The organism is Mesorhizobium sp. W067 (genome assembly GCF_054719525.1).
In genome coordinates this window covers 3,065,271-3,090,807 of record NZ_JBTTII010000001.1, presented here as the reverse complement: position 1 = coordinate 3,090,807, position 25,537 = coordinate 3,065,271, and the positions used below count along the sequence as shown (strand labels likewise).

Sequence of the window (25,537 nt, the reverse complement as noted above, 5' to 3'; positions counted from 1 at the left end):
GAGACGCTTGAGCATATGATCATCGAGTTGTTTGGGCCGCCTGGCGCGGGTAAAACCACGCTGCTTCGCGGCCTCTGCCAAGGGCTGGCGAGACACGGCATCAATGTGAAGACAGTAAATGGGTATCGCCTGATTGAACCTGGATCGGCTCAGGATGACGCTCCGGAAATCCGCCATGGCATAGGAAGAATTGGCAAAAAGATTGCCACATCCGGTCCTATCTTGCTGTCGACCTTGCCAAAGGACAGTGTCGCGGCCCGGCTTCTGGCATCGATCCCTCTTCGAAGCCGCGTGTGGTCATGGCGAATGAAGGTCGACATCGCCCAACTGTGCCAGTCCTGGCGCCAAGCGCGGGAGTCGCCCGGTTGCTTCATCTTCGAAGAGGGCATGATTCAGGCTTTGTGTGCGCTGGGTGTGCTGGCTAGAACTCCAAGCCTCGACGCGGTCCGCGAGTGCCTGGCGTTCCTGCCGCGGCCGGATCTCGTTGTGCAACTCGACGCGCCCCAGGAAACGTTACGCCGCCGTCTTGTGGATAGGCATGCGCAGCAACCGCTCCTCGAGGTTATGCTGTTCGAACTTGGCGTGGACAAAGGATTAAGGCAGGCCGAAATCTCAAGAGAGGTCGGCGAGTGCCTGCGCCAGGACCGATGGCCGTTGATACAAGTCAATGGTGCTGAACCTCACGACGTGGACGGGGTCGTCGCGCGCGTTCTGGGAGAGCATGTTGGTCATGCTGCCTAGGCTGGCCCATGACCTATGATCCATGACACATTTATGCATTTGGCGCCAAGCCGGGCAGCATCTGCCGCCAAGCGCGCAATCATGTCGAATCGTGCTGATCGAGCACTTCGAGCATGGTCGTCAACATGCTTCCGACTTCCTCAGAGATTTCCTCGGGGCGGATTCCCGCTCTGATGGCATCCGCCGTTGCTTGGTCCGCAAGTTTCGCCGCAAGAGCCGGATCGGCCTTGGTGTAGAGCGGGATCTTATCCTCTATCCATTTCTGCAGGAATTCGATGCCGCGCGCGCTCATACCAACTACAAGCTCGGCGGGGCTTGTTGGTTCCGTCAGCCATATTCAAGAACGTCAGACCATCTTGCTCAGGCTGACGTTCCCGCGGTCACGTCACGATGAACGAGGACGCCGTCAGAGCCAAGTGTGGCGATAGAGTGGCAAATTGGATCTGATGTGCGCCGCCGGAGCCGTCGCTGTCAAAGGAAAGCGCGCCGGTCGTGCTGTTATAGACGATGTGATCGCCGCTGTCGTGCGCGGCCCTGCCGGCGTAGAACGCCGAAGAGGGGAGGGCGCCGGTATGCAGGCCGGCAAACACAGTGTGGTCGAGTTGGATCTTGTCGTGGCCCACTTTGAAATCGGTGACCTTGTCGATATTGCCGACCTTGAGAGCCGAATCGAAGACAAAGACGTCGTTGCCGCCATGTCCCGTCAGAACGTCTCTCCCGCCACCGCCGTTGATAGTGTTGCTCCCGGAATTGCCATCAATGGTTTGGGCGAATTCGTTTCCCGTGAGCTTGATGGCGGCAGTTCCCAATTTGCTGGTGGTCGCAAGATGCTCGACCTGCGAACCGGCCGACAGCGCGTAGCTGACCGATGCCAGCACGCTATCGTTGCCGCTGTGCCGCAGTTCCACCACCTTGTCGCCGGCGTTGTTGACATAGTAGGTGTCGTTGTAGCCGCGGCCCATCATCGTGTCCGCGCCAGCGGTGCCGCGAAGCACATCCGCGCTACCCGTGCCGTAGAAAATGTGATCGCCGGTGCTGGTCGGAGGGACACTTGTGGGCGGAGGCACTGTGCTGGTAGGCGGCGGCGTCGGTTCGCTGGCCGAAGGACCGCTTGCGGTGCTCTGGTTGTGTTGAAGGAACAGAGCCTGCAGCGTCGGCGAGCTCTCAAGCGCCGTGTCGCCCTGTTGAGAACCCCAAGCATAGGCATAGTCGAAGGCGGGCGAAGGCGCTACCTTGGCCCAGTGGTCCAACATAGTCTTTTCCTGAGCAACGCTGGGCAGGACATAGCGACCGCCCGTGTCGGTCGTCCAGTCGCCGCCGCCGAAGGTCTGATACACGGGAACGACCTGACTGAGCGGGATGCCCGAGGCGACGGCCGCCGCCACAGTCCTGTCGATCATGTTGTAGTCAATCGTGCTTGTTCCGGTCCGTACCGGGTAGGGATCCAAGCCGTAATAGTCGATATGCGTGTTGGCAGGATTGAATGTGTTTGAAAAGTCGGGGTTAGCGGAAGACCCCATGTTCATCATTGTTATGAAGGTCTTGGCGCCGGGCAGGTGGCTGTGGATCCAGTCTGACTCCGCCTTCAGATCAGCGGCGGTGGCATAAGTTCCCCATTTGCCGGTCGGGTCCGGCTCATCGACGAGGAAGAAGCCAAACACTTTCGGATTGCCGATGAAGGGCGTGACCTTCTGGATAAAGGAGGAGGTTGCACCATCGGCTTCATTGAGCCACACCAGGCCTTTCTGGCCGGCCGGCAAGGCGTTGAGCTGGTCCAAGGAAGATACATCAACAAGATTGAATCCGGCTTTCGCGACCTCGGAGGCCGACCCGCCCGAGGCGTAATGGAGTGTTGTCATTGACATACCCTTCGTCCGATTCGGTAGGCGCCCCACACCTGCCTAGGGAAAGGATCCATTAGCGACAAATCAAATACCGGCGCCCCTTGATAGAATCTTTGATCAGCGTCCGAAAAACACAACAGCCTCGATGCTACGCTTGCCTCAGAGGTATGTAGATGATCCAAGTATGGGGTGCTCAAGCCTGCAACGAAAGCATTGCAGCGAAGTCTGCCGGAGCGCCTTGTGCGTTTGCAGTGGCGGCAATCGGCCAATGCGCGCTTCGGTTGAGCCACCGCCCAAATGCGCGCTCCCGCAGGATTTCTTCGAGCTCAGACCGCAAAGGAATCGCGTCCTGGCGAAGCCCTCCCATTGCAGCCGCTCAATGCTCCTCGTGAAAAGCCTCGGCGCCAAAATGAGCAAGGCAGTACTCCACAAGGTCATGCGAGGCGCGCGCCGCTGGCAATTGCGGAGAGGCACTGAACTGGATCCCACCGGGTTCAACGGAAAGGCGGGCGTGCCGGTCCGAATGACGGCGAGCATGGCAACGCGGTCGCCCATCCGCGGGAAGGGGCGGCTGGTGGTCCGACCATATCCAGAGACCGGGTGAAAGCCTGTTCCAGACGAAGCGGTCGGGAGAACTGGCGGTGCGAGTCATCACACCATCTGGGCGCGATGTTGATCCGGCGTGAGAAGGCGGGCGGAGATTGCTTTGAACGCGAGCGCGCGGACCTTCGAACACAGCCCTCTTTTTCTAAATATCCGGCCCGCCGTGTCGTACGCGAACGTGTCGTCGTTGCACGGTCAGACCGGATGATCCAACGCACTGACCGAGGCGACAGCGATTGTGGCTGCATTGCCGCATCGTTGATCAGCTTGCTTCATGCAAACAGACGAGGACAGCACGAAAGCCTGCTCCTAGCGTGGGACTGGCTGTTGTGTGTTCAGGGGCGATGAAACCGGCCATGGAAACCGCGGATAGGATCAGCTGTTTTACGCGATTGGTATCGCATCCAGGAGCGACAGGATGAGTCCGCATCTGGTTTGCGTTGGAGGCGAGGATCATAGACTAAGAATCCCGTTTCTTTTGGCGCTTCGCGAAAGGGGTTTTCAAGTCACTGCCGTTTCGAGTGATCTCGGAGCCGCCTTCTCACCCCATGGCATTGCCCATCGCCGATTCGGGTTCGACCGCTTTGGCAGCGGCGGTGCAGAATGGGGTGCTGTCAGCGCGATCCGTGAACTGATGTCCGAACTGCGTCCGGACATCATTCAAAGTTTCGACACCAAGCCCAATATCCTAACTCCACTGGCGGTGCGCGGGCACGTTCCCGTCGTTCGCACCATCAACGGGCTTGGTTGGACATTCTCGTCGCGGGAGCCGCGGGCCCTGGCATTGCGTCCTTTCTTTTGCGGCCTTCAGGGGGTGGCGTCTCGTTGGACAGCCATGACCGTCTTCCAGAATAGTGATGATCAGGCCTTCTTCGAGCGCTACCGGCTGGTGACTCGCGGCAAAGGGCGACTGATCCGGAGTTCTGGCATCGACCCCGATGCATTCTCGATGGCAAGGTATCGTGGTCCTTCGGCTGCCACGATGCGCGAGGAACTTGGCCTACAATCGGCCCAGGTCATAATATTTGTCGGCCGGCTCACGCGGCAGAAGGGGATTCCAACCCTCATCGAGGCGGTTCCTCGCGTTATCCGCGAGAGGCCCAACGCGCGTTTCGTACTTGTCGGCCCGCAAGACTCCGAAGGTCCGTTTGCCGTCAGCAGAGCCGATATCGAGCGCCATGTTCCCCACGTTGTCGCATTGGGGCCAAGGCGCGACATTCCAGCCCTCCTTGGCATGGCGGATATCTTTGCGTTTCCGACGCAATATCGCGAGGGAATTCCGCGTGTCCTGCTGGAGGCGGGATTGTCCGGATTGCCGATCGTCGCCTCGAACATGCCGGGCTGCAACGATGTGGTTGAGGATGGCTGGAACGGCTATCTCGTGGCGCCGCGCGACGCGGATGGCTTGGCCTCCCGGATAGTCGATCTTCTTTCCGACCCCGCCCGTGGCAAGACCATGGGCAGCCGTTCCGTCGGATTCGTGCGGGAGCGGTTCTCGCTGTCGTGGGTAATCGACCAGTATTGCGACCTGTATAAGACAATCCTGGGTGGCAGATATCGCAGCAGGCTTGTTCAAGCGGCGCAGGCGAATCCGAGGGAAGAGGCGGTGCCGAGCCCCCATCGACTGGGTGAGGCGCGGCAATGATGCGTGATGCGCTTCTGGCCTTCGGCGTCGCGATGTCCTACGCGGCGCAACTCAGCATCCCAGGGCTGCCCTTCGGCTACAGCGAACTGTGCCTCACGCTCTGGATAATGCTGTCGATGACGCGAATCCTTGCTGGCGGCCAACTGGAGGTTACGCCGGCACTGGCTAAGCTTGGGCTTTTCTGGCTGATCCTGGCGCTTGCCATGGGCGTGGGTTACATCATCGGTTTTCTGACAACCACGTTGTTCCTGGATCCGTTGTTGCACGACACGCTGGCCTATGTGCTGTTGGCGTGCGTCACCTGTCTGGCCGCTGCGGAGCCCAACGCGTCCTTCCGTTTGCGTCGTATCGCCTGGTGGATGGTTGCTGTCGCGAATGCGGGCTTCATCGTTCAGGTAGGGCTTGGTTTCGGCTGGCTCCATCAGGCTGGGGTCGAACCCTGGTACTGGGACCGCTTCTGCGGGTGGTCCGATAATCCGAACCAGCTTGCGCTCTACTGCGCCCTGCTCGGTCCACTGGCCTTGCATCTTGCCACAACCACCAGCAATAAATGGGGAAGATGCCTTGCCCTATGCAGCCTCATATTCACCGTTTACGTCGGAAGGCTGACAAAAAGCGATACCTACCTTTATACCACGGTCCTGGCTTGTCTGATCCTTCTCGGGCTGCGGGTCCGGGCCTGGCTGGCGAGCGACGGCAATAAGGCGAGCCTTTCAAGGCAGCTTGCCGTCCTGATGGCCGTTGGCTTCCTGCCGCTGGCCCTGTCTATAGCGCCCTATGCCCTCAGCGAGGCCTCCAGCGCCGAAGACTTCGCCAAGAGCCTGACCAAAGACAAGGGCGGGGAAGCGACTGCCCAAACCGCGGCGCTTCGCCTCTACCTCTGGAATGCAGCCTTGGAGAAGGGGGCACGATCGGGATCGCTTGGACTGGGTCCGGGCCCGCACCTAGATAGTCCCCCCGTGGTCAATCAACAGTTTTTGCCGCGGCCCTTCGAGGCGCACAGCACCATCCTGGATCTCTACACTCAGGGCGGCCTGATTTCGGTTCTAGCCCTGATGTGGATCTTCGGCTCGGCTGCGTTGTCCGCCTGGCGGGCGAAGCTGGATGCTCTGGTGGCGCTCGTGGCATCGATCGCCGTCTTCAGTGCTCCGCATTTGGTCATCCGCCATCCGATCGTGTGGTTCTGTCTGACCCTCTGCCTTGTCGCTGGGACGCCGGAAGCGATCCCCGCGATTGTTCGCCAGAGGAGATGCTAGAATGTGTGGGATCGCCGGAATTTTGTTGGCGCCCGATGCACCCAACGCAAGTGCGCTTAGGGCCATCGGACCGATGGCGACGGCGCTTCGTCATCGCGGACCTGACGGTGAGGCCTTCTGGGTGAGCCGTGAAGGGGGGGTAGCCTTCGGCCACCGGCGACTGGCCATCGTCGATCTGTCCGGAGCGGGTCGCCAGCCAATGCTCTCCGCGAGCGGTCGGTATGTCATCACCTTCAATGGCGAGATATACAACTTTCGCGATCTGCGCCGTGAACTGGAAGGGGCGGGCCATCATTTCCGCGGCGCCAGCGACACGGAGGTCATGCTGTGCGCGATCGAAAGCTGGGGCCTTGATGCAGCCCTCGCGCGCTTCGCTGGCATGTTTGCTTTCGGGCTGTGGGACCTGGAGAACCGAACGCTTCAGCTTGCCCGCGACCGAATGGGCAAGAAGCCACTCTATGTCGCCTTGACACGTGACGCGCTTGTCTTCGCCTCGGAGCTGAAGGCGATCACTTGCTTCCCAGGCTTCACTCCGGAACTCGATGTCGATGCGGCGACGACGATGGTTTCCAACGGCTGGGTGCCGGATGACCGTTGCATTTGGCAAGGCGTGTTCAAGCTGCCGCCTGGTTCAATCCTGTCGGTCACTGCGGCGCAATTCGCCGACGCCCGCGGCACCGGTTCGCTTGCGCATCGCATTCACCCTTGGTGGTCGCTGGCCGATGTCGCCAGCAAGGGACAGCGCGATCCGATAGCCGCCAGCGACGAGGACCTCGCGACCGAGCTCGACAGCCTGCTCCGCCTGGCCGTCAAGCAACGAATGATTGCAGATGTGCCGCTGGGCGCCTTTCTGTCGGGCGGAATCGACAGCTCGACTGTCGTCGCGCTGATGCAGGCACAGTCCCGAAACCCCGTTCGTACGTTCACCATAGCGTTCGGCGAAGGTGGGTTTGATGAAGCTCCCCATGCGGCCGCGGTGGCTCGGCATCTGGGCACCGATCATACGGAACTTCATCTCTCGCCGGCCGCCGCGCTTGAGGTCATTCCGGAGCTGCCCCGGATTTGGGACGAGCCGTTTGCCGATGAATCGCAGATACCGACGCTGCTGGTGTCGCGGCTCGCGCGGCAACATGTAACCGTGGCGCTTTCAGGCGATGGTGGCGACGAGTGCTTCGCAGGCTATTCTCGACACTTCCTGGCAACCCGCCTCACAAAGCAGCATGAGCTGCCATTGTCATTTCGCCGGCTGTTGGCATCGGGGGCTGGGTTGCTGGCCCAAGCCTCTCAGAAAGATATCTTCGGCAATCTGCCGCTTTCATCGAATATGCGGCATGGCTTGCGCGGTGACCGCCTGGCTCGCCTTGCCCGCCTGCTCGCGGCGCGAGATGAGGACGAACTCCTTCTGCAACTGACCAAATCTTCAGCCAACGACCTTGTTCATCGCAAGCCGTCGACAGCACCTACCGACACGACAAAGCTCGACGGCCTGCTCTCGCGTCTCCTATTCGCCGACATGACAGGCTACCTACCGGGCGACATTTTGGTGAAGCTCGATCGAGCCACCATGGCCAGCAGCCTCGAGGGGCGATGCCCGATCCTGGACCATCGCGTCGTTGAATTCGCCTGGCGCTTGCCAGCCCGTGCCAAAGTCCGAAACGGGAAGGGCAAATGGTTGCTTCGCCGACTGCTTGATCGTTATGTACCACGCCGACTGGTCGACCGGCCCAAGCAAGGTTTCGACGTTCCGGTCGGGACTTGGTTGAAAGGGCCCTTGCGCGGCTGGGCAACCGATATAATTGCCACGATCGGCCGCTCCGGGGACGGGGTCATCGACCGTGAGAAGGTCGACGCATGCTGGCGCAATCATCTGCATGGAAGCCAAGATAATTTCCGCGACCTGTGGCCGGTGCTCATGTTTCAGGCGTGGCGCAACGAAGCCATGCGGCCATCGACGGTCGCCACGCACCCTTCTTACCATATCGAACTGACAGGGGATTGAGATGGAAGGTTCCATAGCCAACCGCGCCCGGCGTCCGCGCGCCAAGCAGATGGAAGCTGGGACACTTGAAACCAATCTGCGCTTGATGCGGCCGCCACGCGAGCCAACGCAATCGTCACCCTTCCACCAGCTCGTCATCATCCTGACGACGCGAAAATGGTTCTTGCTTGCCATGGCCCTTCTGGGCGGCATCCTGGCCGGACTGGCAGGCTTCACCCGCCCGGTGCTGTTCGAGGCAACGACGCAGGTCATTATCGACGCCCCGAGCAGCAGTGCTTCGGGTGGCGTGGCATCCGCCCAGGACTCGCTGGAATCGAACATCGATGATCATCTGACGATGCTCTCCTCGCAAGGCCACCTGCGTCGGGTCCTGGCAGCACTGCGCAAAGCCCAACCAGTCGACGGTAACGGAAAGAGCGTCGTCAATGCCGTCCCGCCCGCGGCTGGCTCGTTCCTCATCGACCTCCTGAACAGGGCCTGGAGACAGGATAAGACAGTGGCGGAAAATCCGGACGCAGCGGACGCGCCCGAGCTGAAGGCGCTACGCAAGGGAATGAGGGTCGGACAAGAGCTGCGATCGCGCGTCATCACCATCGGGTTCACCGATCCAAGTCCGGCGCGTGCGGCACTTGTCGCGAACACGTTCGCCCAGGTCTACATTCAAGATCTGGTACAAAAAAGCCGAGCATCGGATCAGGTTCATCTGGATTCGATAGTCGCCAGCCTTCCGCAAGTACAAAGGGATCTTGTCGAAGCGACAGATCGGCTGGAGACATACCGGCTCACGCATGGCGCCGTCGATCAGACTGCGGCCAACAACGCAGCCAGTGAGACAGCGGAACTCGGCCGGCAGATATTCCTATCGAAAGCCAGTCTTTCCGCGTCGGAAGCGCGCCTTCGCCGTATTGAGGACCTGCGCAAGGCGGGCGCCCCGGTCACGGCCATCGCTGAAGAAATCGGGTCGCCCGTGTTGACGGACCTGGTGACACGCCAGTCGGGTGCCGCCGCCGACGGCGATCTGCGCAACGCGATCGCCCGCGAAATGGAGCAAAGCGTTGCCCGAATCGCTGCCGAGGCAAATGTCTACCGGTCCCAGGCTACGGCTCTTGAAAGTCGCAAAGCGATGCTCGACGCGGCCGTGGCCGACACGGCGAGCCAACTTTCGGGGCTGCGTTCCCTTGAGCCTCGGGTAGCCATCGTGACGCAGCATTACAACGAACTCCTGAGCCGGCAGCAGGACTTGACACGTCGCATCGCCGCTCCTTCGCCAGGCGTAGCGGTCCTTTCGACCGCCTGGCCGCCGTCGACCCCCATGACATTGTCGCCAATTTTCCTGATTCCCCCCGGCATGGTCGTCTTTGGTCTCATGGGGGCGGTCATTGTCCTGGTCCGCAACGGTTTCAACCAAACCTTGCGCAGTGAAGCCGAAGCCGAGGCCGAGCTTGGGGTCCCGTGCGTAGGACTGCTTCCCAGGGTTGCGGGACTTAACGCCAGAAAGCTGCGGCATCTGGTTCTGAGCCAGCAGAACTTGCCGTTCAGCCGCGCCGTGACTTCGCTGCTCGTCACTGCGGCGCCAACTCAGGGGAAGGGGCAGCCGCCGCATATCATTCTCGTGACGTCCAGCATCCAGGACGATGCCAAGACCGAGTTGGCATGGAGCCTGGCGCTGGCGGCAACGCGGCTGGGAGGAAGAGTGCTTTTCCTCGATCTCGATCGCAAGGATGTACGGCTCACGAACGGGTTTCGTGGTGAATTCAGCACCGACAAGGCCCGGAACTCCTTCGGCGACTATGTGAATGAACGTTGCGTGCTGAAGGATGCAATTACGAGGATGCCGGAAATCGGTATCGACCTCATGGCCGCTCCAGCACCTTCCGATGATCTCCTGACGCTTCTGTCCACCGTCGACAAATGCCAGTTCACCGAGGAGCTGCGTTCGGCCTACGACGTGGTCATCATGAACGGTCCCCTGGGCCTCGGGGGGCCTGAAACCAGGCTGCTTAAGCGCTGGGCCGATTCGGTGCTTTTTGCCGTTCGCTGGGCAAGGACGAGGCGCAGCATTGCCCGTGGTGCTCTGGATGCAATAGGGGCCGGCGGATCCGCCACCGTTCCAGTAGGGAGTGTGCTCACCCGGGTGAACCTGAAGAGGCTAGCCGGCTCCAGGCTCGGAGACAACGCCGATCTTCTGTTGGAGAGGGTTTGAAGATGCGTGTGCGATCTTCAACAGAAGCTCCAGGGAGCGATCGAGCCCCTAAATCGAGCCAGATACACGATGATCATTGAATTTTTCGGACCTCCAGGATCCGGCAAAACAACCTTCGCACATGCGCTTGCGCAGCAGCTGCGCGGGAAAGGCTATCACGCCAAGGTCGCTCTCAGCTACAAGCCAAGCACCAGGGCCGCCAAATATGATCTCGGAATCTTTCTGTTCATATCACGGATCGTATCGGCGATGTTTTCAACAGCCAGAATACTGCTTTTTTCGGCAGGGCGAGCCGATGATATTTCCAGTTCCTTTGCAATGGTGAGGATGATACCGCCAAAAAACCGAATATGGCGCGCGCGAATCTGGCGATACATCCTGCACCTTTCGCGTTGCTGGAAGTCTGCGGAGCAATCGCCCGAAATTATAATTTTCGATCAAGGATATGTTCAAGCGATTGGTTCGCTTGCGATGTTCAATGGGAGCACCAACCCCAGAGCGCTGGAAAAGGCGCTCAGCCTCGCACCGGCGGCCGATCTCACCGTCAGGCTCTTGGTGCCAGCTGCGGTCGTGGAAAGTCGCCTTCGTCGGCGGATGGAGCTTGAGCCGCCGGCGGAACGGATTTTCGAGGCCGACTTGAGCGTTAACATGCGCTCATTCGCCGTTTTTGAAGCGATGCATGACCTCCTGACAACATCTGGCCGGGAAATCATCTCCGTCGAAAACACCGATGGTCCATCGACCTTTAAAAGTATTTGTCGGATTGAGAGACAAATACTTTCTGCATTGTCGCGCTTCGATAGGTCGGTCGGCGAAAAGCAAATTGAGTTGCCGGCTCATCGCGCAGATGTAACTGGTTCAGCAACCGCACCGCCGCGCAACAAGGACATGGGCTCGCGGCTGGCTTGGGCAAGCATATTCGCCTTGCTGATCTATATTGGTGGCGCTGGTTTGACCAGTCTTGCACAGTTGGCAATTGCACGCCTTATCGGACCTCACAACTACGGTATCTATTCCTACGTTCAGGCTTGGACGTCAGTGCTCGCCTATCTGGCAACGCTTGGCTTTAATGTATCATTGTTGCGTTTCCTCCCGGCCTATAGGGCCAGTGGCAGGCTTGATCTGGCCCGCGGGGTGATAAGATTTGCGCTGCAGAGATCGCTGATAGCGGCAACCTTGTTCGGGATGATCGGCGCTGCGTCCGTCCTGTTCCTTTCAGATCCAACGGAAAGAGGGCTTGAGACAAGCATCGTGCTCGGCATGATGGCTGTGCCCTTGGTTACGGCCTATGCTCTCGGAGCCACGCTTGTGCGTGCTTTCGGCGGCGTTGTCTCGGCGTTGTTGCCGGAGCGCATCATGCGAGACGGACTCCTGCTCGTGTTGGTAGCGCTCCTGGCATTGTCGGGATTTCGAACAGTGGATGCGCCCTCGGTGACGATGGCGGTGCTTGTGAGTTCCGCTTTCACAGCGGCGCTGGTGTTCATCATCGCGAGGAGGTTTGAACCACCCGGCCTGGGACACGCCAAGCCAAGTTATGCCTCGAGGGAATGGTGGCTTGCCGTCCCCCCGCTCATGCTCATCACTGGGCTCGATGTTTTCGTCAGTCGGGCAGGAGTCCTGGTTTTGGGCTGGACAAGCCATATTGCTGAAGCGGGTATTTTCGCGCTGGCCTTGAATGTCGCGATGCTCGTGGGCCTGTCCCGTATCGCCGTGGCAACCATGTTTTCGCCAACAGCAGCCGATCTCTACGTCAGAGGCGATCGCAGAGGCCTACAACAACTGTTCGCGCGCGCAACCCTGCTTTCTGCTGGCGGTGCCATCCTGGTGGCCGTCCCAATGATGGTGATAGTCGAGCCGTTCTTGAGCTATTTCGGTGAGGGTTATAGCGCGGGAGCGCCGATCGCACGGGTTCTGATTTTGGGATATGTCTTTGTCGCGCTGTGCGGGCCCCAACAGAATCTCCTGACCATGACTGGAAATGAATGGGCTGCGGCAACGACGATGGTAGCGGGTGCTGTGGCCAATATAATTGCCTGTGCAGCCGGAGTTGCGGTGTACGGCCTGCTTGGCGCTGCGGTGGGTGTGGCACTTGCACTGAGCATCTGGAGCATTGCCATGGCCGTCTATATCCGCAAGCGACTGAAAATCATGCCAGGCTTGGTTTTTGCCTTGCTGTCGATGAGGCCGAGCGCGGTCGATGCCCGTCAATGGCATTGGTTCTTGAGGGCGAGCAAATGAGAGCACTGTTTTGGCTACGGTGATCGCCGTCGTTCGGGCAGGAAGTCACGAAGCCCGGATCGCACAAAGGCCATAGGGCTGCACAGACGCTTCGGCGTATCTCTGTTCCGGACACCCGCGCGGGCAGCCGATACTTCGCGGGCTGTGTCCGTCATTTGAAGGATGCATCAGTTTCGGAGGCGCCCCAGGGTGTGCTCACAATCTGCGGAGCATCCATGGAACAAGCCCGAATGGCGAGCGCCTCGGCGCCTGCAGTGCGCCGTCGCTCGGAGAGATCGACGCCTGTCGAGCGCAGCCAACGCGAAACCCTCACCCAGGTCCAGGTCCTGCGCGCCCTCGCGGCTAGTTCGGTCGCGCTGCGACACGCCCAGCATGATGCGGCCACCCTGGAATTACAGGCCGGCCGCACCTTTCAGAGCTGGAATCCGATACCATGGAGCGCTGGAGTCGATATTTTCTTCGTGATTTCCGGCCTTATCATGGTGCATACGTCGCGACAGCTGTTCGCAAAGCCCGGGGGCGCGCGTCTCTTCATTTCCCGCCGGATCGCGCGAATTGTCCCGCTATATTGGGCGCTCACCTCGCTCTACATTGCGGTAGCGGTGGCCGCCCCAAATCTTCTCAACCAGAGCTACGTCGATTTCAGGTTTGTAGTCGAATCCTACTTATTCGTTCCGGCCAGTCGCCCTGACGGCGTCGTTCAGCCGGTCTACGAGTTGGGTTGGACGCTCAATTATGAGATGCTGTTTTACGTGCTGTTCACGGCGACGATCGTGCTGCCCATGCGGTGGGCAGTTACGGTCCTGCTCACGATCCTGGTTGGGATGGTGCTCTCGGGCGCTCTTGCGGCTCCTTTGCCAGAGCCTTGGGGTTTCTGGACCAATCCGATCATCCTCGAATTCGCTTTCGGCGCGTTGATCGGGGTCATGTGCGCCTCGGGCCTGCGGCCTTCCGGCCCAATCAGGGCCTGTGTCGCCGCAACGGGACTGGGTGCCCTGATGCTTGCGGCGGCGTTTCCCGATATCTCGGCCGGCCTTGGTCGCCCTGTCGTGTATGGCATTCCGGCGTCTCTAATTGTTTGGAGTGCTGCCCTGGCAGAGCCGGGTAAACTGAGGCATGACAGCCTGGCGGCGAGGTGGGCCGCTGGCGTTGGCGATGCGTCATACGCTCTTTACCTCATGCATCCATTCGTGATCCGCGCCATGCGCATAATTTTCTGGCGTACAGGCTTGATCTTTGTGCTCGGCCCGTGGGCCTTCATCGGTTCGGCCTTGGCGATAACCCTGGGCGTGGCATTTATCACCCACCGTCTGTTCGAGAAGCCGCTCACCCGCTATGCGCGGCGCCTTTTGGGGGTCGGGCACAGCACAGGGCGGCAGCTTGGGTCCCTTCCATTGCCGGCGTATCCCAAGACAGATTGAAGGCGAGCCGCGACCCTGCCACACCAAGGAAATGCCGCTGTTGTGCTCACTATGCCGTTGCCGTAAGGCCGGCTGGTCGCACCTGTCCGACGGGGCATGCATGGAATTCCCGATACCATTCCACGAAACGTTGCACGCCGTCCTCCAGTGTTGTCGCCGGTGCGAAGCCAACGGCGCGGCGCAGGTCCCTGACATCGGCGCGGGTTTCCAGGACGTCACCTGGTGGTAAAGGTACGTTGACGCGAAGGGCGCGGCGGCCAAGGGCCGTCTCGATGAGCGCGATCAGATGGTTGATTTCTTCAGGCCGATCATTGCCGATATTGTAGAGCCGATACGGCGCCGAGCTGGTGGCAGGATCGGCAGCGCGACCGTCCCAATCGGGATCCTGACACGGTGGTTTGGCGAGCACGCGAACAACCCCCTCTACGATGTCGTCGATATAGGTGAAATCCCGCCATACGCGCCCGGCATTGGCGATTTCGATCGTTCGGCCCTCGGCGATGGCATGGGTGAAAGTATAGACAGCCATGTCGGGCCTGCCCCAGGGACCATAGACGGTGAAGAAGCGCAGTCCGGTTGCGGGCAAGCCGAACAGATGGCTGTAGGAATGCGCCATGCACTCGTTGGCGGCCTTGGTGGCGGCGTAGAAGCTCACCGGATGATTGGCACCATGATGCTCGGAAAAGGGTATGCGTCGATTGGCACCATATACGGAGCTCGACGAGGCATAAACGAGATGGCTGACGCCGGCGTGTCGGCAGCCCTCCAGAACGTTGAGAAACGCGACTATGTTTGACTCCACATAGGCATGCGGGTCCACGAGCGAATGACGTACCCCGGCCTGGGCGGCCAGATGCACGAAGTGCGATGGCTGGAATTCGCAGAACAGCGCTTTCACCAGCGACCGGTCCGCCAGGTCGAAGCGCATCGGCGTGAACCTCGGCTCGGCGCAGAGCCGTGTAAATCGCGCCTCCTTCAGCTTCAGGTCGTAGTAAGGCGTGAAGTTGTCGACGCCGATGACCTCGGCGCCGAGCCGCAAAAGGCGTGACGCAACATGAAATCCGATGAACCCAGCGGCGCCCGTGACGATGATCGGCCCCGTGTGCGTAAGGTTCGACGCAGCACCATCCTGCAGCGCGTGAACGATATCCGCCAGCTTGTTGACCTTCGAATCTGCTTCGGCCATGGCAAGTCACTCCCGTTTCCAGGTTCCGCGTTCTGCGCTATCTCGGCAGCGCCTTGAACGATCGGAAATGGCGCCGCCGGCCTTGTGATCTACGCGACAGCGCGCTCAATGCGGGCCGCCGCCGTCTGAATCAAAGCGGATGCAGACAGCAGTCGATTTCTCATGGCAAAACCGAAATGCGCCCCAAAAGAGCCACTAGTTCCGCCTGACGCCTCGTGTCGGTCTTGGCGAACAGTGAGGCAAGCTGAGAGCGGATAGTCGTGCGACTGAGATGCCAACTGCGGGCGATCTCCAGGGGCGCGTCGCCATGGGCGAGGCGTAGCGCCAACTGCGTTTCCGCGCTGGTCAAACCGAACATCCTTTGCAACGTGCGAGGGTTGGCCGCCGATTTGTTATCCCGGTCCAGCAATGCGACGACGGTTGTCCCGTCCGGTGTAACGACGCCCGTCTCGTTCATGGTCACCGGCCTGTCGCCTCTGCTGTGGATCACTACCCATGAGAGTGAGCCCGGCTGGAGGTGGACCGGAACATTCGCGACCAGCCGCCTCAACCCGGCGGCAAGCTCGACGGCTGTATCAGTTGCTTCGCCCTGGCGTGCGAGGGTGTCCCGAGCGGCAGCGTTCCATTCTATTACTTTCTTGTCTCGGTCCAGGACGAGATAGCCGCAACCCATACGATCAAGCATGCCGGTGATGGATTCCAGGCTGCGTCGTCGAGATCCGCCGACCCTTGCGTCCGGTCGGTCCACAAGGCTTATCGGCCGTTCGTGGCGGGTATCGTTCAATACAATGTATTGCCTGCCTGCGAGCGTATCGTTTCGCGTTTCAATCAGTGTCATCGCTTCCACCCAACCCATTGCTACTGACGCAAATCAAATCGGTTGAAGTTGCTGCTTCAACTTGAATTTCCACATACTGCGAGAAATCTGCGAATGGTTTTTCCGCAGCGTCTCTTTGGATATACCTTTCTGAAGAGCGCTCCTGACACATGATTTTATTCGCCGGCAAAGTCATGGCAATCGGGCATTGGGATTAGGTGCCACCCCTTCGGCCTAGTCTCGACGGACTAGACCGAAAGTTGTAGTCTTTGCGCATGGGTTCGGACCTGCGCTGGCTCAAATCGAATGTGTCGAGCACTACGTTGGCTCATCTAGCTTCGCTGTTGGTGTTTGCAGCATCGATAGCATTCGAGGCGATAAGTACGGTATATGGCGGCCAGCCGTTGCCGCTTGTTGCGTTTATCCCCATAACCGTTGTCATCGTGTATCTTGAGGGCCGTTTTGTTGCCATCGCAGCAACGCTTCTGATGGCGGTCGCCGGCTTGTGGATGCGACACCTGCTGGACGGTCACCTCACTGGTGGAGACTGGACCGGGGCCGTCTTCCTCCTGGGTTCGGGTAGCCTGATCGCAGCTGTGTTCCACCGCCTGCGACAAGATCTGCACGGTGCGCTCAGGGTGGCAGAAGCGAGGCTCGCTGCCATCGACGCTGCCGCCTTGGGCTTTGCTAATACCAATCGCCATGGCGAACTGCTGCAGTCGAACAGACGGCTTTTGGAGATGACCGGCTACGCGCACAAGGAACTTGCCCAACTCGAGTTGCAGGAACTCATTGTCCCCGACGATCGAGGTACTGTGCGGAAACTTTTGGAAGATTTGGGCAATGGGACCGCGTCTGCGACGGATATCCGCGTTTTGCGCCAGGATGGCACGGCATTCTGGGCTCACCTGGCCCTGTCTTCGTCGCGGCCGGACGAGGCGCCAAATGAGAGCGTATTCGTGGTGGTTGACGATATTTCCGAGCGACAAGCGGCACGCGAGGCCCTTCGGGCTCAGAAGGAATGGCTCGATCTCGCCGTATCTGCCGGGCGCCTGGGCACATGGCAAATAGACATTGAGGATGGGACAGTCGCCGGCTCCGGCAAGTTCTGGGACATCCTTGGTCTGCCTCCGGCCCCAGTCCGCCGCTTGGAAGAACTCTCGGCCGTAATCCATCCCGTCGACTGGCCGAAGTTGTCCGCCTCGGCAAAGCCTTCATCGGCATTGAACTTTGACGTCGAGATTCGCGTCCGGCAAGTGGATGGTCACACACGCTGGATTGCATTGCGTGGACGGCAGGAAGAGCACGGCGACCGCAAAATGCGCATCGGGGTGGCGGCGGATCTGACCGAACGTCGACAAACAACTTTGCTTCGCGCCGCCGTAAAGAGACGCGAGCGCATAATGCGCGAAGAGCGCCATCGGTTCAGCAATGTGTTTCCAGTGATTAGAGCTCTGGTCAACATGATCGATATTCCCGACAATGATGTTGCCAAATACAAGGAGATGTTGATCGATTGGATTCGAACACTGGAGGCGACCCATCGCATCCTTTCTCGTCATGCCAACCTGTCAGGGATGCTCCATGAACTCGTGGACCGGGAATTGCAGCCCTTCAAGGAGACACGCGACATTACGATCAGTGGACCTTCCCTCACTGTGCCAAGCGGCGCCGCCGAGGGCTTGGCGATGATCCTTCACGAGTTGACGACAAACTCGGTGAAACATGGTGCGCTGGGTGACCCGAATGGCAAGGTCGAAGTTAAGTGGCGATTTGCATCCGAGGACGAAGGTGACGACCTCGTGTTCGATTGGGTGGAATCGGGCCGACGGAAGAGTTCAAAAGTCGTACGCCGCGGGTTCGGGTCACTGATAATCGGTGTGGACAGCACGCCGCTTGTCGGGCATTCCCCGAATATGGAAATAACCGAAGATGGCCTTCGATATTCGCTGCGTGTATCGCGCAAAGAAATTGAGGAATTTGGATTGCAATAGAGCCCCTACAAGTCGAAGCCGAATTGGCCAATTAACCGATGGTGTGGGCCCTTTGCTGCGATTTCCTGCAAGCAAACTCGGGCCGGTCCGAGGGGCATACGTCAACTCGCCTGTCTCGTCAGCCAGCTTTGGAGCAACACAGCTGCTTCGGTACGGTTTCTAACCCCAAGCTCACGCAGCACGGCTGCGGCATGGATTTTCGTTGTCGCCTCGGCAATGTCCAGATTACGGGCAATCTCCTTATTCGAGTACCCCTCTGCCATCAGCTTGAGGACGTCCTTCTGTCTAGACGTCAGCCTAGCGACGTCGCCCGAGCCCTCGTGCCGGCGGCTGGGATTTTGAACCGGAGGTGGGGGGGCATGCGATCTCTGGTCGGCAGACGTTCGAGATAGCAGAGATGGCACATAGATCCGGCCAGCGAGGATTTCGTTTACAGCCAGCACGACTTCTTCGTCGCTCTGCGATTTGACGATATACCCGTGAAGTCCGATCGAAAGCGCGGTCAGTATCTCCGAGCGGGAATCATCCCCGGAAACGATCGCAAAGCGAGTGTCAGGATAGGCAGCCATAAAGTCGCTGAGCACTTCCTGATGGAACAGCCCAGGCATGTTCAGATCGAGGATCGCAAGATCGATGGACGCCTGCTCCTCTAAAAGATTGACCGCGGCATCGAAACACGAAGCTTCGAATATTTCGGCGCTTGGAATTCCAGCCATGAGTGCCAGCCGGAGACCACGCCGATATAAGCCGTGATCGTCGGCAATGACGATCCGAGCCATGCAACTACCCCAACGCGTTACTCGGTTCCCGACGAGAAAACCCGCTGGAACCTCCCATTCGCCTATGATCGACAATCCGTGGTGGTCCTAAAATGGCGGCCATCCACTGGTCAACGCATCACAGTGATGTCCGCAGCGTCCCATCCACGCACATCCAGAACGTCTAATATAATACTAAATTGCGAAGCTCATCCATAGATTTTTAACCCTGGCGTGCGGTGCCTGTCGGCAAAACGATGCCGGTTTCCCATCTCTGGGTCCAAAGCCAGCTGTTCAGGACCATCGTAATCATGTGGCATCTGTTATGTCGCCACCCGCTGTCGCCGGACCTGTAGGCCGGTCCGGCCCTGGCGGATCGCAGCTTTCTTGAAAGCAACTGCTTTCGTTTTTATCGGCGTCATGATCAGTGCCCAATCGCGCTTCTATCGGCTGTTGATCTCGTGGCCATCTAATACCTTGAACGTTTTGGATCCCTACCATTCGAATGCACGACGACAGCCGCCCCGGCTGTCACATACCTTTTCGCATATGATGTTCGGATTGCCGCCGAGGTTTGGCCGGATTTGAGGGTGTGCCCTGGCCGGACAATGGAACACCGATCCCGAACAAAGCCAACTGCAGATCAGGAGGATCGAATGAAAGCGGTGATTCAATGTGGTGGGATGGGTACGCGCCTTCGACCGTTTACATCGGTCCTGCCGAAACCATTAATGCCGATAGGGGCCCGGCCTGTTCTTGAGTTGCTTTTGAAGTGGCTGCGGCGCAACGGCATTGAAGAGGTATATATTACGACAGGGTATCTAGGACATTTGATCCGGAGCGTCTGCGGCGACGGATCGCAATGGAACTTGAAGATCAAATATACCCAGGAAATGGAGCCACTCGGCACCGTCGGACCTCTCTCTCTGATTAGGGATGAACTGAACGAAACATTTGTCGTTCTGAACGGCGATGTCCTCACAGATCTAAGCCTGAGCCGGTTTGTAGCCGCGCACCGCTTGCATAGAGATCCCGTTACGATCGCCACGGCGTGCCGTCATATCAAGATGGACTTCGGGGTCATCGACGAGATCGACAATACCGTCCAGCTCTTCCGGGAAAAGCCGACGCTTTCCCATCTCGTCAGCATGGGGATTTACTGCATGAACCCAGATGTCCTGCGGTTCATTCCGTCCGGGATCCCATTTGGGTTCGATGACCTGATGCTGCAGATGATGCAGGGCGGCACGACCGTGCATGTTTACAAGCATGACGGTCTTTGGCTCGACATCGGTCGTGTCGATGACTTCCAGAATGCACAGGCAATTGCCTGGGAAGATCAGTCGTCCTCAATCGAGGTCGCGGCTGCCGCTGCAGCCGCATGAAAGTCTGATGCAGAGGTCTAGCCACTAACAAGGCTTTCAGGAGGTCAAGATGCTCTTGGTGAGCGCCCCGATCCTAGGCGTGCCAGAGAAGGCAGCCCTGTCGCAGGTGATTGATAGCGGCTGGCTTACGATGGGGGACAGGGTACGAGAGTTCGAACAGGCCTTTGCCAGCATGCATGGCGCGCGAGATTGCGTCGCGGTTGGTTCCTGCACCGCAGCGCTCCATCTTCTCCTCCATGCTTTGGGCATCGGCCCTGGCGACGAAGTACTGGTTCCTTCGCTGACGTTCGTGGCGACGGCGAATGCGGTGCTGTATGTAGGGGCGACGCCGGTCTTCGTCGATATCGAGTCCGTCGACGTGCCGTTGATCTCGGTTGCGGAAGCCGAAGCGCGGTGCACGACGCGCACGAAAGCGGTCATTCTCGTTCACTTCGCCGGGTATCTCCCCGATCGGGAACAATGGCAGCGGTTCGCCCGGCTTCGCGGGCTGCATATCATCGAGGACGCTGCGCACGCGCCCGGGCTTAGGGAAGTCGGGACCTTCGGCGCCGCGGCCGCGTTCAGCTTCTATGGCAACAAGAACATGACAACGGCCGAAGGGGGCGCCGTGATTGCACGTGACCCCGATCTGCTCGACAGGGTTCGCCTGGCTCGCGGGCACGGAATGACCACGGGGACGCATCAGCGGCTGAACAGTCGTACGCCGCAATATGATGTCACGATGCTTGGGTTCAACTACCGAATGGACGAGATGCGAGCGGCTATAGGCCTGGTTCAGCTGCAGAACCTGCAAGAGTGGAACGAAATCAGGCGTATCATAGCTGTCTTGTACCGACGCCTGATCGCGGACCGTTGCCCAGCTATTGTCATTCCATTTAGCGAACCCCGGACGTCGGCTTACCACATCATGCCGATCGTCCTGCCGCGCTACGTGAGCCGGCAGGATGTCATCGACGAGTTGCGGACACAGGGCATACAAACCACCATCCACTACCCGCCGGTGCACCAAATGACGTTCTACCGCGAGCGCCTTCCCGGCGTGAGTTTGCCCCACACAGAGGATTTCGCTCAGCGAGAGCTCACAATTCCGCTGCACCCCCAGGTCACTTCCGCCGCCGCCGAATCAGTCGTGGCTGCCCTGGCAGCCGCGCTCAAAACAGGCGCGCTCAAAGCAGGCGCCCAAAGAGGAACTGCTGCATGAATGCGTTAGACCCTGCCTTTCACCGGATGTTCGTTCCAAATCCTGATCACGGCTTTGCGAGACGCGCAATCGATCTTGCGGTGGCGGGCATCGCTACCGTCGCATTGGCGCCATTGATGCTGCTGATCGCCGGAGCGCTTCTGCTCGAGGGCGGTGGCTCGATCTTGTTCGCTCAGACCCGCATCGGGGCCGGCGGCCGAACCTTCCGCATGTACAAATTTCGCAAATTCGGTGTGAACTGCGGCTCTCAAGGCCTTGCGCTGACGGTCGTGGGCGATACACGCATGACCACCGTTGGCCGCTTTCTCGCAGCGACGAAGCTGGACGAACTACCGCAGCTGTGGAATGTCCTCAAAGGCGAAATGGCGATCGTCGGTCCACGACCCGAGAGCCTGGCTTTCGCCGATTGTTTCCGGGGCGAGCTTAGGGCCGTGCTGCAATACAAGCCAGGCCTGCTGGGTCCAGCCCAGGTCGTTTTTCGGCACGAAGCACATTACTTCCCCCAATCCGTGGATCCGATCGTGTTCTACCGGGAGGTCATGTTCCCCGCCAAGGCAACACTGGACCTCTCATATTATCCGCGACGCACCATCGTCTCCGACCTCGCGTGGATGGTGCGGGGAGTGCTGGCAGTGGTCGGTTGGGTTCCCGTACCGCCGATCGACGTTTGAATATCCAAGGGAAGCGTTCCAAACAGCCAAGGGAATGCGCAGTGATGAGCTACAACGGAAAAAAAGTCCTGGTGACGGGCGCGGACGGATTCATCGGTTCGCATGTCACCGAGGCGCTCGTTCGCAACGGGGCAGATGTCACAGCCCTTGCCCTTTACAATTCCTTTGACAGCCATGGATGGCTAGACGATCTGCCAGACACCATCAGCAGCCAGTTGAGGCTCGTCCGTGGTGACGTCCGCGACAGTGCGTTCCTTAACCGGATCATGCGCGGCCAAGCCGCGGTTTTTCATCTGGCTGCGCTTATTGCGATTCCATACTCCTACGCCGCTGCACAATCCTATGTGGAAACCAACATCCTAGGCACGGTGAACGTCCTCGAAGCGGCGCGCCTATGGGAGACGGAGCGGGTGATCCATACCTCGACGAGCGAGGTCTATGGAACTGCCCAAACCATGCCGATCAGCGAAACACACCCCCTGCAGGGACAGTCACCGTATTCGGCGTCCAAAATCGGCGCTGACATGATGGCGGAGTCCTACGCCAGGTCGTTCGATGTCCCTGTGGTCATCATGCGACCCTTCAACACGTATGGCCCGCGCCAGAGTGAACGCGCCATCGTGCCGACCATTATCCGGCAGGTCCTCGACCCGAAATGTCCTGCAATCATGATCGGGGATACCAGCCCGATCCGCGACCTGACCTATGTCGAAGATACCGCGACAGCGTTCCTGACCGCAGGTCTCGCCCAGCTCGAGTTCGGCCACGCCTACAACGCTGGCAGCCAACGCGCTGCGACCGTCTCGGACGTATTGGCCATTGTTCTTGAGTTGACCGATTGCAAAAAGCCGGTCCGTCGTGATGAAAGGCGCCTGAGGCCGCAAAATTCCGAAGTTCGCGCCTTGCTCGCCGACTCCTCGCGCTTTGAACGCGAGACTGGATGGCGGACACAGACCAGCCTGCGCGATGGGCTGGAGCGAACAATCACGTGGTGGCGCGAGCGCCTTAGTGAAGGCCGGGTACGGCGCGAAGTGGGTTACATGACATGACCCTGGGCGGCCGTCATGCGTTGGCGCTGTTGCTGGCTGCCGGTGCCATATCTCCCAACATCTATGTTGCCGGCGGCCGTCAAAGCAAGGCAGCGGAGGTGGCGGCCACAGCGGTCGTGAACAACCTGCCGGGCTATGTGCGCCAAACAAGGGATCCTTGGTCTGGCATGGTTTTCGCACGGATCACCAGACCGGGCGTTCTCGGCCGGGCGGGTGTATGCGGGAAGAAGTACTGCACCCACCGTTACTCAAGCGCACAGGCTTGGAATGCCGACCAGAGCCTGCTCCTGATCGCCAATGGCTGCGGTGGCCTGTGCTTTCTCGACGGACAAACCTACTTGCCTTTGTTCCACCGCAACCGCGCGACCGAATGCGAATGGCATCCCACTGATCCCGAGTTGATGATCTGCGTCGGGGGCCGGCAGATTGCGACATGGGCCCCACGTACCGATCATGAGGACGTCGTGTTCGCCTCCGGAGCGTACTCCAACCTCAAATTTGGACCCAACAAAGGCAATCCGAGCCGCGACGGCAGCCGGATTGCGGTGCGTGCAACGAACAATGACGGCCGAGCGGTGGTTTTTGGCTACGATCTCAAGCAACGGCGGAAATTCCCGGATATCGATCTTGCCGAATTCCCGGGAACGACCGGCTCCTGCTCGATCTCACCTCTCGGAATCAACATAGTGTGTTCCCAGCAATTACCGGACGGAATCGAAGCGAGTTTCGTCTTCTCCATCGACGGCATATTGGGCCAGAAGTGGATGGAGCACCATCGACCGGGCCATGGCGACATGACGGTCGATTCCGACGGAAGCGAAATCTATGTCGGGATCAGCAAATCGGATCCTGACAAATATCAGGTGATCAAGCGCCGCTTGGCTGATGGCAAGGCTACCTCGCTGATGAAATATGGCGAGGCCATGCATGCGTCACTCAGGTCGCTCGGCAGGCCCGGTTGGGTGTTTCTGAGTTATGGCGGCACGCCAGCCGAACTATCGCAGCACCCGGATTGGGCGCCTTACGCTCAGCAAGTCATTGCTCTGCGTCTAGACGGCAGTGGAGAGGTCCGCCGTGTCGCAGACACGCACAACGCGCCCTTCGACTACTGGAGCGAGACGCATGCCTCTCCCTCTCCGGACGGCTCCCAGGTGGTCTGGTCCAGCAACTGGGGCGTGCCCGGTGGCCCGGTATACGATTTCGTTAGTCGTGTTGAATGGCCTTTGAAGCCGGTGTTCGACCGGAAGGAGATTGTCGCAAATGACCTTCAGTAGACGATACGTTCTTGGCGCAGTCGTGATGATGTCGCTAACCTCGATGGCTTGCGCAGGCGAGGTCGAGCCCTATCAACTCTCACCTGGCGATACGGTCGAGATAGGAATAGCGCCGATCCCTGATCGGACGCAGCGCGCCGTAGTCCAGATGGATGGCAATATCGCCCTTCCGGAGGCTGGAATGATCATGGTCGCAGGCCTGACGGCGTCCCAACTGCAAAGGCGCATGCAAGAGGTCTTGCCAAGCAAGATTTTTCACGTGCGTCTGACTGATGGGCGGGAGCAGACAGTTACTGTCGAGCCCGACGATGTCACAGCGATCATAGCGGACTATCGCCCGATCTATGTAACGGGCGATGTGCTCACCCCGGGACAACAGGCCTACCGTCCGCTCATGACTGTACGGCAGGCGCTGGCCGTTTCCGGCGGCTTCAGTCTTTTGCGATCACGGGCAGGCCAGGCCGGGCCTGATCCGGTTGATCTCAAGCGCGATTACGAAATGCTCTGGGGAGATTACACGAAAGAATACCTTCACGCCGCCCGCATTCGCGCCGAGCTTCAGGGCCAGGCGGATTTCGACAAGAAGACACCACAGGGATCACCTCTTTCGCCGAGCGTTGTAGCCGCGATGGCACAGGCTGAAGCAGAGGCGCTGAAGGTTGCGCTGAGTGATTTCCGGCAAGAGCAGGATTTTCTGGAGAAGGGCCGGACGGACGCTGCCGAGCAAATTGGCGTTTTGCAGAAACGCGAACGAGTCGAGGGCGAGAGCGTGAAGGCGGATGAGCAAGATTTGGCGCGAGTGACGAAGGCATTCGATGCAGGCAATCTGACCAACACCCGGCTCGCGGATGTCAGGCGCGCGTTGCTTTTATCTTCAAGCGGCGCGCTTCAAACCTCGGTCGAACTGATGAGGGCGCGACGCCAGCAGGAGGACTTTGTCAGACAGCACGAACGCAACGACAATCAAAGAAGGATTGGCTTGCTGACGGATCTGAAGGACACCAACGCTCGGCTAGCGGATGTCACCGCCAGGCTCCATGCCGCCAGCGAGAAGCTGCAGCCGACCGGAGCATCCACACAGCCATTGCCGATTGCCGGCGAAACGGTACGGGCCCAGGTGACCATCGTGCGCAAGATCGGCAATGAATGGCGCAAGCTGTTGGTTGACGAAGATGCGATTGTGCTGCCGGGGGATACTCTCGAAGCCAGATTCAGCAGTGAACTGCAAAGTGTGGCAGTCCAATAGGGCGTC

General features: G+C 59.4%; 19 protein-coding genes. 14 read left to right on the top strand and 5 right to left on the bottom strand.

The window, feature by feature from the left end:
* Positions 1-15 precede the first annotated feature (15 nt).
* Positions 16-741, top strand: a complete 726-nt coding sequence (locus ACYG97_RS15060) for an AAA family ATPase (RefSeq protein WP_023670888.1) — start codon at positions 16-18, stop codon at positions 739-741.
* A 79-nt stretch (positions 742-820) separates the two neighbouring features.
* On the opposite strand, the gene ACYG97_RS15055 is transcribed toward ACYG97_RS15060, so the two are convergent.
* Both ACYG97_RS15055 and ACYG97_RS15050 read right to left on the bottom strand, forming a co-directional pair.
* A complete protein-coding gene (locus ACYG97_RS15055) occupies positions 821-1,033 on the bottom strand; it encodes a DUF768 domain-containing protein (protein ID WP_023733260.1) in 213 nt (70 codons plus the stop codon).
* An 88-nt stretch (positions 1,034-1,121) separates the two neighbouring features.
* The gene (locus tag ACYG97_RS15050; protein ID WP_023701115.1) at positions 1,122-2,600 is read right to left on the bottom strand and encodes a M10 family metallopeptidase C-terminal domain-containing protein; all 1,479 of its coding nucleotides are present in this window, start codon (positions 2,598-2,600) and stop codon (positions 1,122-1,124) included.
* 1,006 nt (positions 2,601-3,606) lie between these two features.
* Between ACYG97_RS15050 and ACYG97_RS15045 the strand changes: the two genes are divergently transcribed.
* The 6 genes from ACYG97_RS15045 (at position 3,607) to ACYG97_RS15020 (ending at position 13,950) form a co-directional block, all read left to right on the top strand.
* The gene (locus ACYG97_RS15045) at positions 3,607-4,833 is read left to right on the top strand and encodes a glycosyltransferase family 4 protein (RefSeq protein WP_023733258.1); all 1,227 of its coding nucleotides are present in this window, start codon (positions 3,607-3,609) and stop codon (positions 4,831-4,833) included.
* Entirely contained in the window at positions 4,830-6,089 is a 1,260-nt protein-coding gene (locus tag ACYG97_RS15040) for an O-antigen ligase family protein (protein WP_023733257.1), read from the top strand. Before ACYG97_RS15045 ends, ACYG97_RS15040 begins: the two co-directional genes overlap by 4 nt.
* 1 nt (position 6,090) lies before the next feature.
* A complete protein-coding gene (asnB, locus tag ACYG97_RS15035; RefSeq protein WP_023733256.1) occupies positions 6,091-8,088 on the top strand; it encodes an asparagine synthase (glutamine-hydrolyzing) in 1,998 nt (665 codons plus the stop codon).
* Between the two features lies 1 nt (position 8,089).
* Positions 8,090-10,291 (top strand): GumC family protein, encoded by a 2,202-nt coding sequence (locus tag ACYG97_RS15030; protein WP_023733255.1) that lies wholly within the window; start codon positions 8,090-8,092, stop codon positions 10,289-10,291.
* A 69-nt stretch (positions 10,292-10,360) separates the two neighbouring features.
* Positions 10,361-12,529 carry a polysaccharide biosynthesis C-terminal domain-containing protein gene (locus tag ACYG97_RS15025; RefSeq protein ID WP_031262074.1) on the top strand — a complete coding sequence of 723 codons (2,169 nt, stop codon included), beginning with the start codon at positions 10,361-10,363 and terminating at the stop codon, positions 12,527-12,529.
* Between the two features lie 215 nt (positions 12,530-12,744).
* Complete coding sequence (locus ACYG97_RS15020) at positions 12,745-13,950, top strand: acyltransferase family protein (RefSeq protein WP_084023711.1); 1,206 nt, start codon at positions 12,745-12,747, stop codon at positions 13,948-13,950.
* Positions 13,951-13,999: 49 nt separating this feature from the next.
* On the opposite strand, the gene ACYG97_RS15015 is transcribed toward ACYG97_RS15020, so the two are convergent.
* Positions 14,000-15,136, bottom strand: coding sequence for an NAD-dependent epimerase/dehydratase family protein (locus ACYG97_RS15015; protein WP_081726095.1), 1,137 nt, complete (start codon positions 15,134-15,136; stop codon positions 14,000-14,002).
* A gap of 160 nt (positions 15,137-15,296) precedes the next feature.
* Positions 15,297-15,974 (bottom strand): helix-turn-helix transcriptional regulator, encoded by a 678-nt coding sequence (locus tag ACYG97_RS15010; protein ID WP_023706589.1) that lies wholly within the window; start codon positions 15,972-15,974, stop codon positions 15,297-15,299.
* 254 nt (positions 15,975-16,228) lie between these two features.
* On the opposite strand from ACYG97_RS15010, the gene ACYG97_RS15005 reads away from it, so the two are divergent.
* A complete protein-coding gene (locus ACYG97_RS15005) occupies positions 16,229-17,947 on the top strand; it encodes a PAS domain S-box protein (protein WP_023733251.1) in 1,719 nt (572 codons plus the stop codon).
* A 101-nt stretch (positions 17,948-18,048) separates the two neighbouring features.
* Here ACYG97_RS15005 and ACYG97_RS15000 read toward each other — a convergent pair whose 3' ends face one another.
* Positions 18,049-18,726 (bottom strand): LuxR C-terminal-related transcriptional regulator, encoded by a 678-nt coding sequence (locus tag ACYG97_RS15000; RefSeq protein ID WP_023670902.1) that lies wholly within the window; start codon positions 18,724-18,726, stop codon positions 18,049-18,051.
* Positions 18,727-19,361: 635 nt separating this feature from the next.
* Between ACYG97_RS15000 and ACYG97_RS14995 the strand changes: the two genes are divergently transcribed.
* Genes ACYG97_RS14995 through ACYG97_RS14970 form a run of 6 tightly spaced genes read left to right on the top strand, consistent with a single transcriptional unit; the run spans position 19,362 to position 25,531 of the window.
* Positions 19,362-20,090 (top strand): nucleotidyltransferase family protein, encoded by a 729-nt coding sequence (locus ACYG97_RS14995; RefSeq protein ID WP_023681041.1) that lies wholly within the window; start codon positions 19,362-19,364, stop codon positions 20,088-20,090.
* A 49-nt stretch (positions 20,091-20,139) separates the two neighbouring features.
* Positions 20,140-21,291, top strand: a complete 1,152-nt coding sequence (locus tag ACYG97_RS14990) for a DegT/DnrJ/EryC1/StrS family aminotransferase (RefSeq protein WP_023711225.1) — start codon at positions 20,140-20,142, stop codon at positions 21,289-21,291.
* The gene (locus ACYG97_RS14985; RefSeq protein WP_023681043.1) at positions 21,288-21,962 is read left to right on the top strand and encodes a sugar transferase; all 675 of its coding nucleotides are present in this window, start codon (positions 21,288-21,290) and stop codon (positions 21,960-21,962) included. The genes ACYG97_RS14990 and ACYG97_RS14985 overlap by 4 nt, the downstream gene beginning before the upstream one ends.
* Before the next feature lie 44 nt (positions 21,963-22,006).
* Complete coding sequence (locus ACYG97_RS14980; protein ID WP_023733250.1) at positions 22,007-23,011, top strand: SDR family NAD(P)-dependent oxidoreductase; 1,005 nt, start codon at positions 22,007-22,009, stop codon at positions 23,009-23,011.
* Positions 23,008-24,285: a hypothetical protein gene (locus ACYG97_RS14975; protein ID WP_023733249.1), complete on the top strand. Its 1,278-nt coding sequence runs from the start codon at positions 23,008-23,010 to the stop codon at positions 24,283-24,285. The genes ACYG97_RS14980 and ACYG97_RS14975 overlap by 4 nt, the downstream gene beginning before the upstream one ends.
* Complete coding sequence (locus ACYG97_RS14970; RefSeq protein WP_023733248.1) at positions 24,272-25,531, top strand: polysaccharide biosynthesis/export family protein; 1,260 nt, start codon at positions 24,272-24,274, stop codon at positions 25,529-25,531. The genes ACYG97_RS14975 and ACYG97_RS14970 overlap by 14 nt, the downstream gene beginning before the upstream one ends.
* The last annotated feature ends 6 nt before the right edge of the window (positions 25,532-25,537 follow it).

Excerpts from the sequence above, each read along its gene's own strand:
- ACYG97_RS15060 (WP_023670888.1), top strand. The coding sequence starts at position 16 with ATGATCATCGAGTTGTTTGGGCCGCCTGGCGCGGGTAAAACCACGCTG.
- ACYG97_RS15055 (WP_023733260.1), bottom strand. The coding sequence starts at position 1,033 with ATGAGCGCGCGCGGCATCGAATTCCTGCAGAAATGGATAGAGGATAAG.
- ACYG97_RS15050 (WP_023701115.1), bottom strand. The coding sequence starts at position 2,600 with ATGACAACACTCCATTACGCCTCGGGCGGGTCGGCCTCCGAGGTCGCG.
- ACYG97_RS15045 (WP_023733258.1), top strand. The coding sequence starts at position 3,607 with ATGAGTCCGCATCTGGTTTGCGTTGGAGGCGAGGATCATAGACTAAGA.
- ACYG97_RS15040 (WP_023733257.1), top strand. The coding sequence starts at position 4,830 with ATGATGCGTGATGCGCTTCTGGCCTTCGGCGTCGCGATGTCCTACGCG.
- asnB (WP_023733256.1), top strand. The coding sequence starts at position 6,091 with ATGTGTGGGATCGCCGGAATTTTGTTGGCGCCCGATGCACCCAACGCA.
- ACYG97_RS15030 (WP_023733255.1), top strand. The coding sequence starts at position 8,090 with ATGGAAGGTTCCATAGCCAACCGCGCCCGGCGTCCGCGCGCCAAGCAG.
- ACYG97_RS15025 (WP_031262074.1), top strand. The coding sequence starts at position 10,361 with ATGATCATTGAATTTTTCGGACCTCCAGGATCCGGCAAAACAACCTTC.
- ACYG97_RS15020 (WP_084023711.1), top strand. The coding sequence starts at position 12,745 with ATGGAACAAGCCCGAATGGCGAGCGCCTCGGCGCCTGCAGTGCGCCGT.
- ACYG97_RS15015 (WP_081726095.1), bottom strand. The coding sequence starts at position 15,136 with ATGGCCGAAGCAGATTCGAAGGTCAACAAGCTGGCGGATATCGTTCAC.
- ACYG97_RS15010 (WP_023706589.1), bottom strand. The coding sequence starts at position 15,974 with ATGACACTGATTGAAACGCGAAACGATACGCTCGCAGGCAGGCAATAC.
- ACYG97_RS15005 (WP_023733251.1), top strand. The coding sequence starts at position 16,229 with ATGGGTTCGGACCTGCGCTGGCTCAAATCGAATGTGTCGAGCACTACG.
- ACYG97_RS15000 (WP_023670902.1), bottom strand. The coding sequence starts at position 18,726 with ATGGCTCGGATCGTCATTGCCGACGATCACGGCTTATATCGGCGTGGT.
- ACYG97_RS14995 (WP_023681041.1), top strand. The coding sequence starts at position 19,362 with ATGAAAGCGGTGATTCAATGTGGTGGGATGGGTACGCGCCTTCGACCG.
- ACYG97_RS14990 (WP_023711225.1), top strand. The coding sequence starts at position 20,140 with ATGCTCTTGGTGAGCGCCCCGATCCTAGGCGTGCCAGAGAAGGCAGCC.
- ACYG97_RS14985 (WP_023681043.1), top strand. The coding sequence starts at position 21,288 with ATGAATGCGTTAGACCCTGCCTTTCACCGGATGTTCGTTCCAAATCCT.
- ACYG97_RS14980 (WP_023733250.1), top strand. The coding sequence starts at position 22,007 with ATGAGCTACAACGGAAAAAAAGTCCTGGTGACGGGCGCGGACGGATTC.
- ACYG97_RS14975 (WP_023733249.1), top strand. The coding sequence starts at position 23,008 with ATGACCCTGGGCGGCCGTCATGCGTTGGCGCTGTTGCTGGCTGCCGGT.
- ACYG97_RS14970 (WP_023733248.1), top strand. The coding sequence starts at position 24,272 with ATGACCTTCAGTAGACGATACGTTCTTGGCGCAGTCGTGATGATGTCG.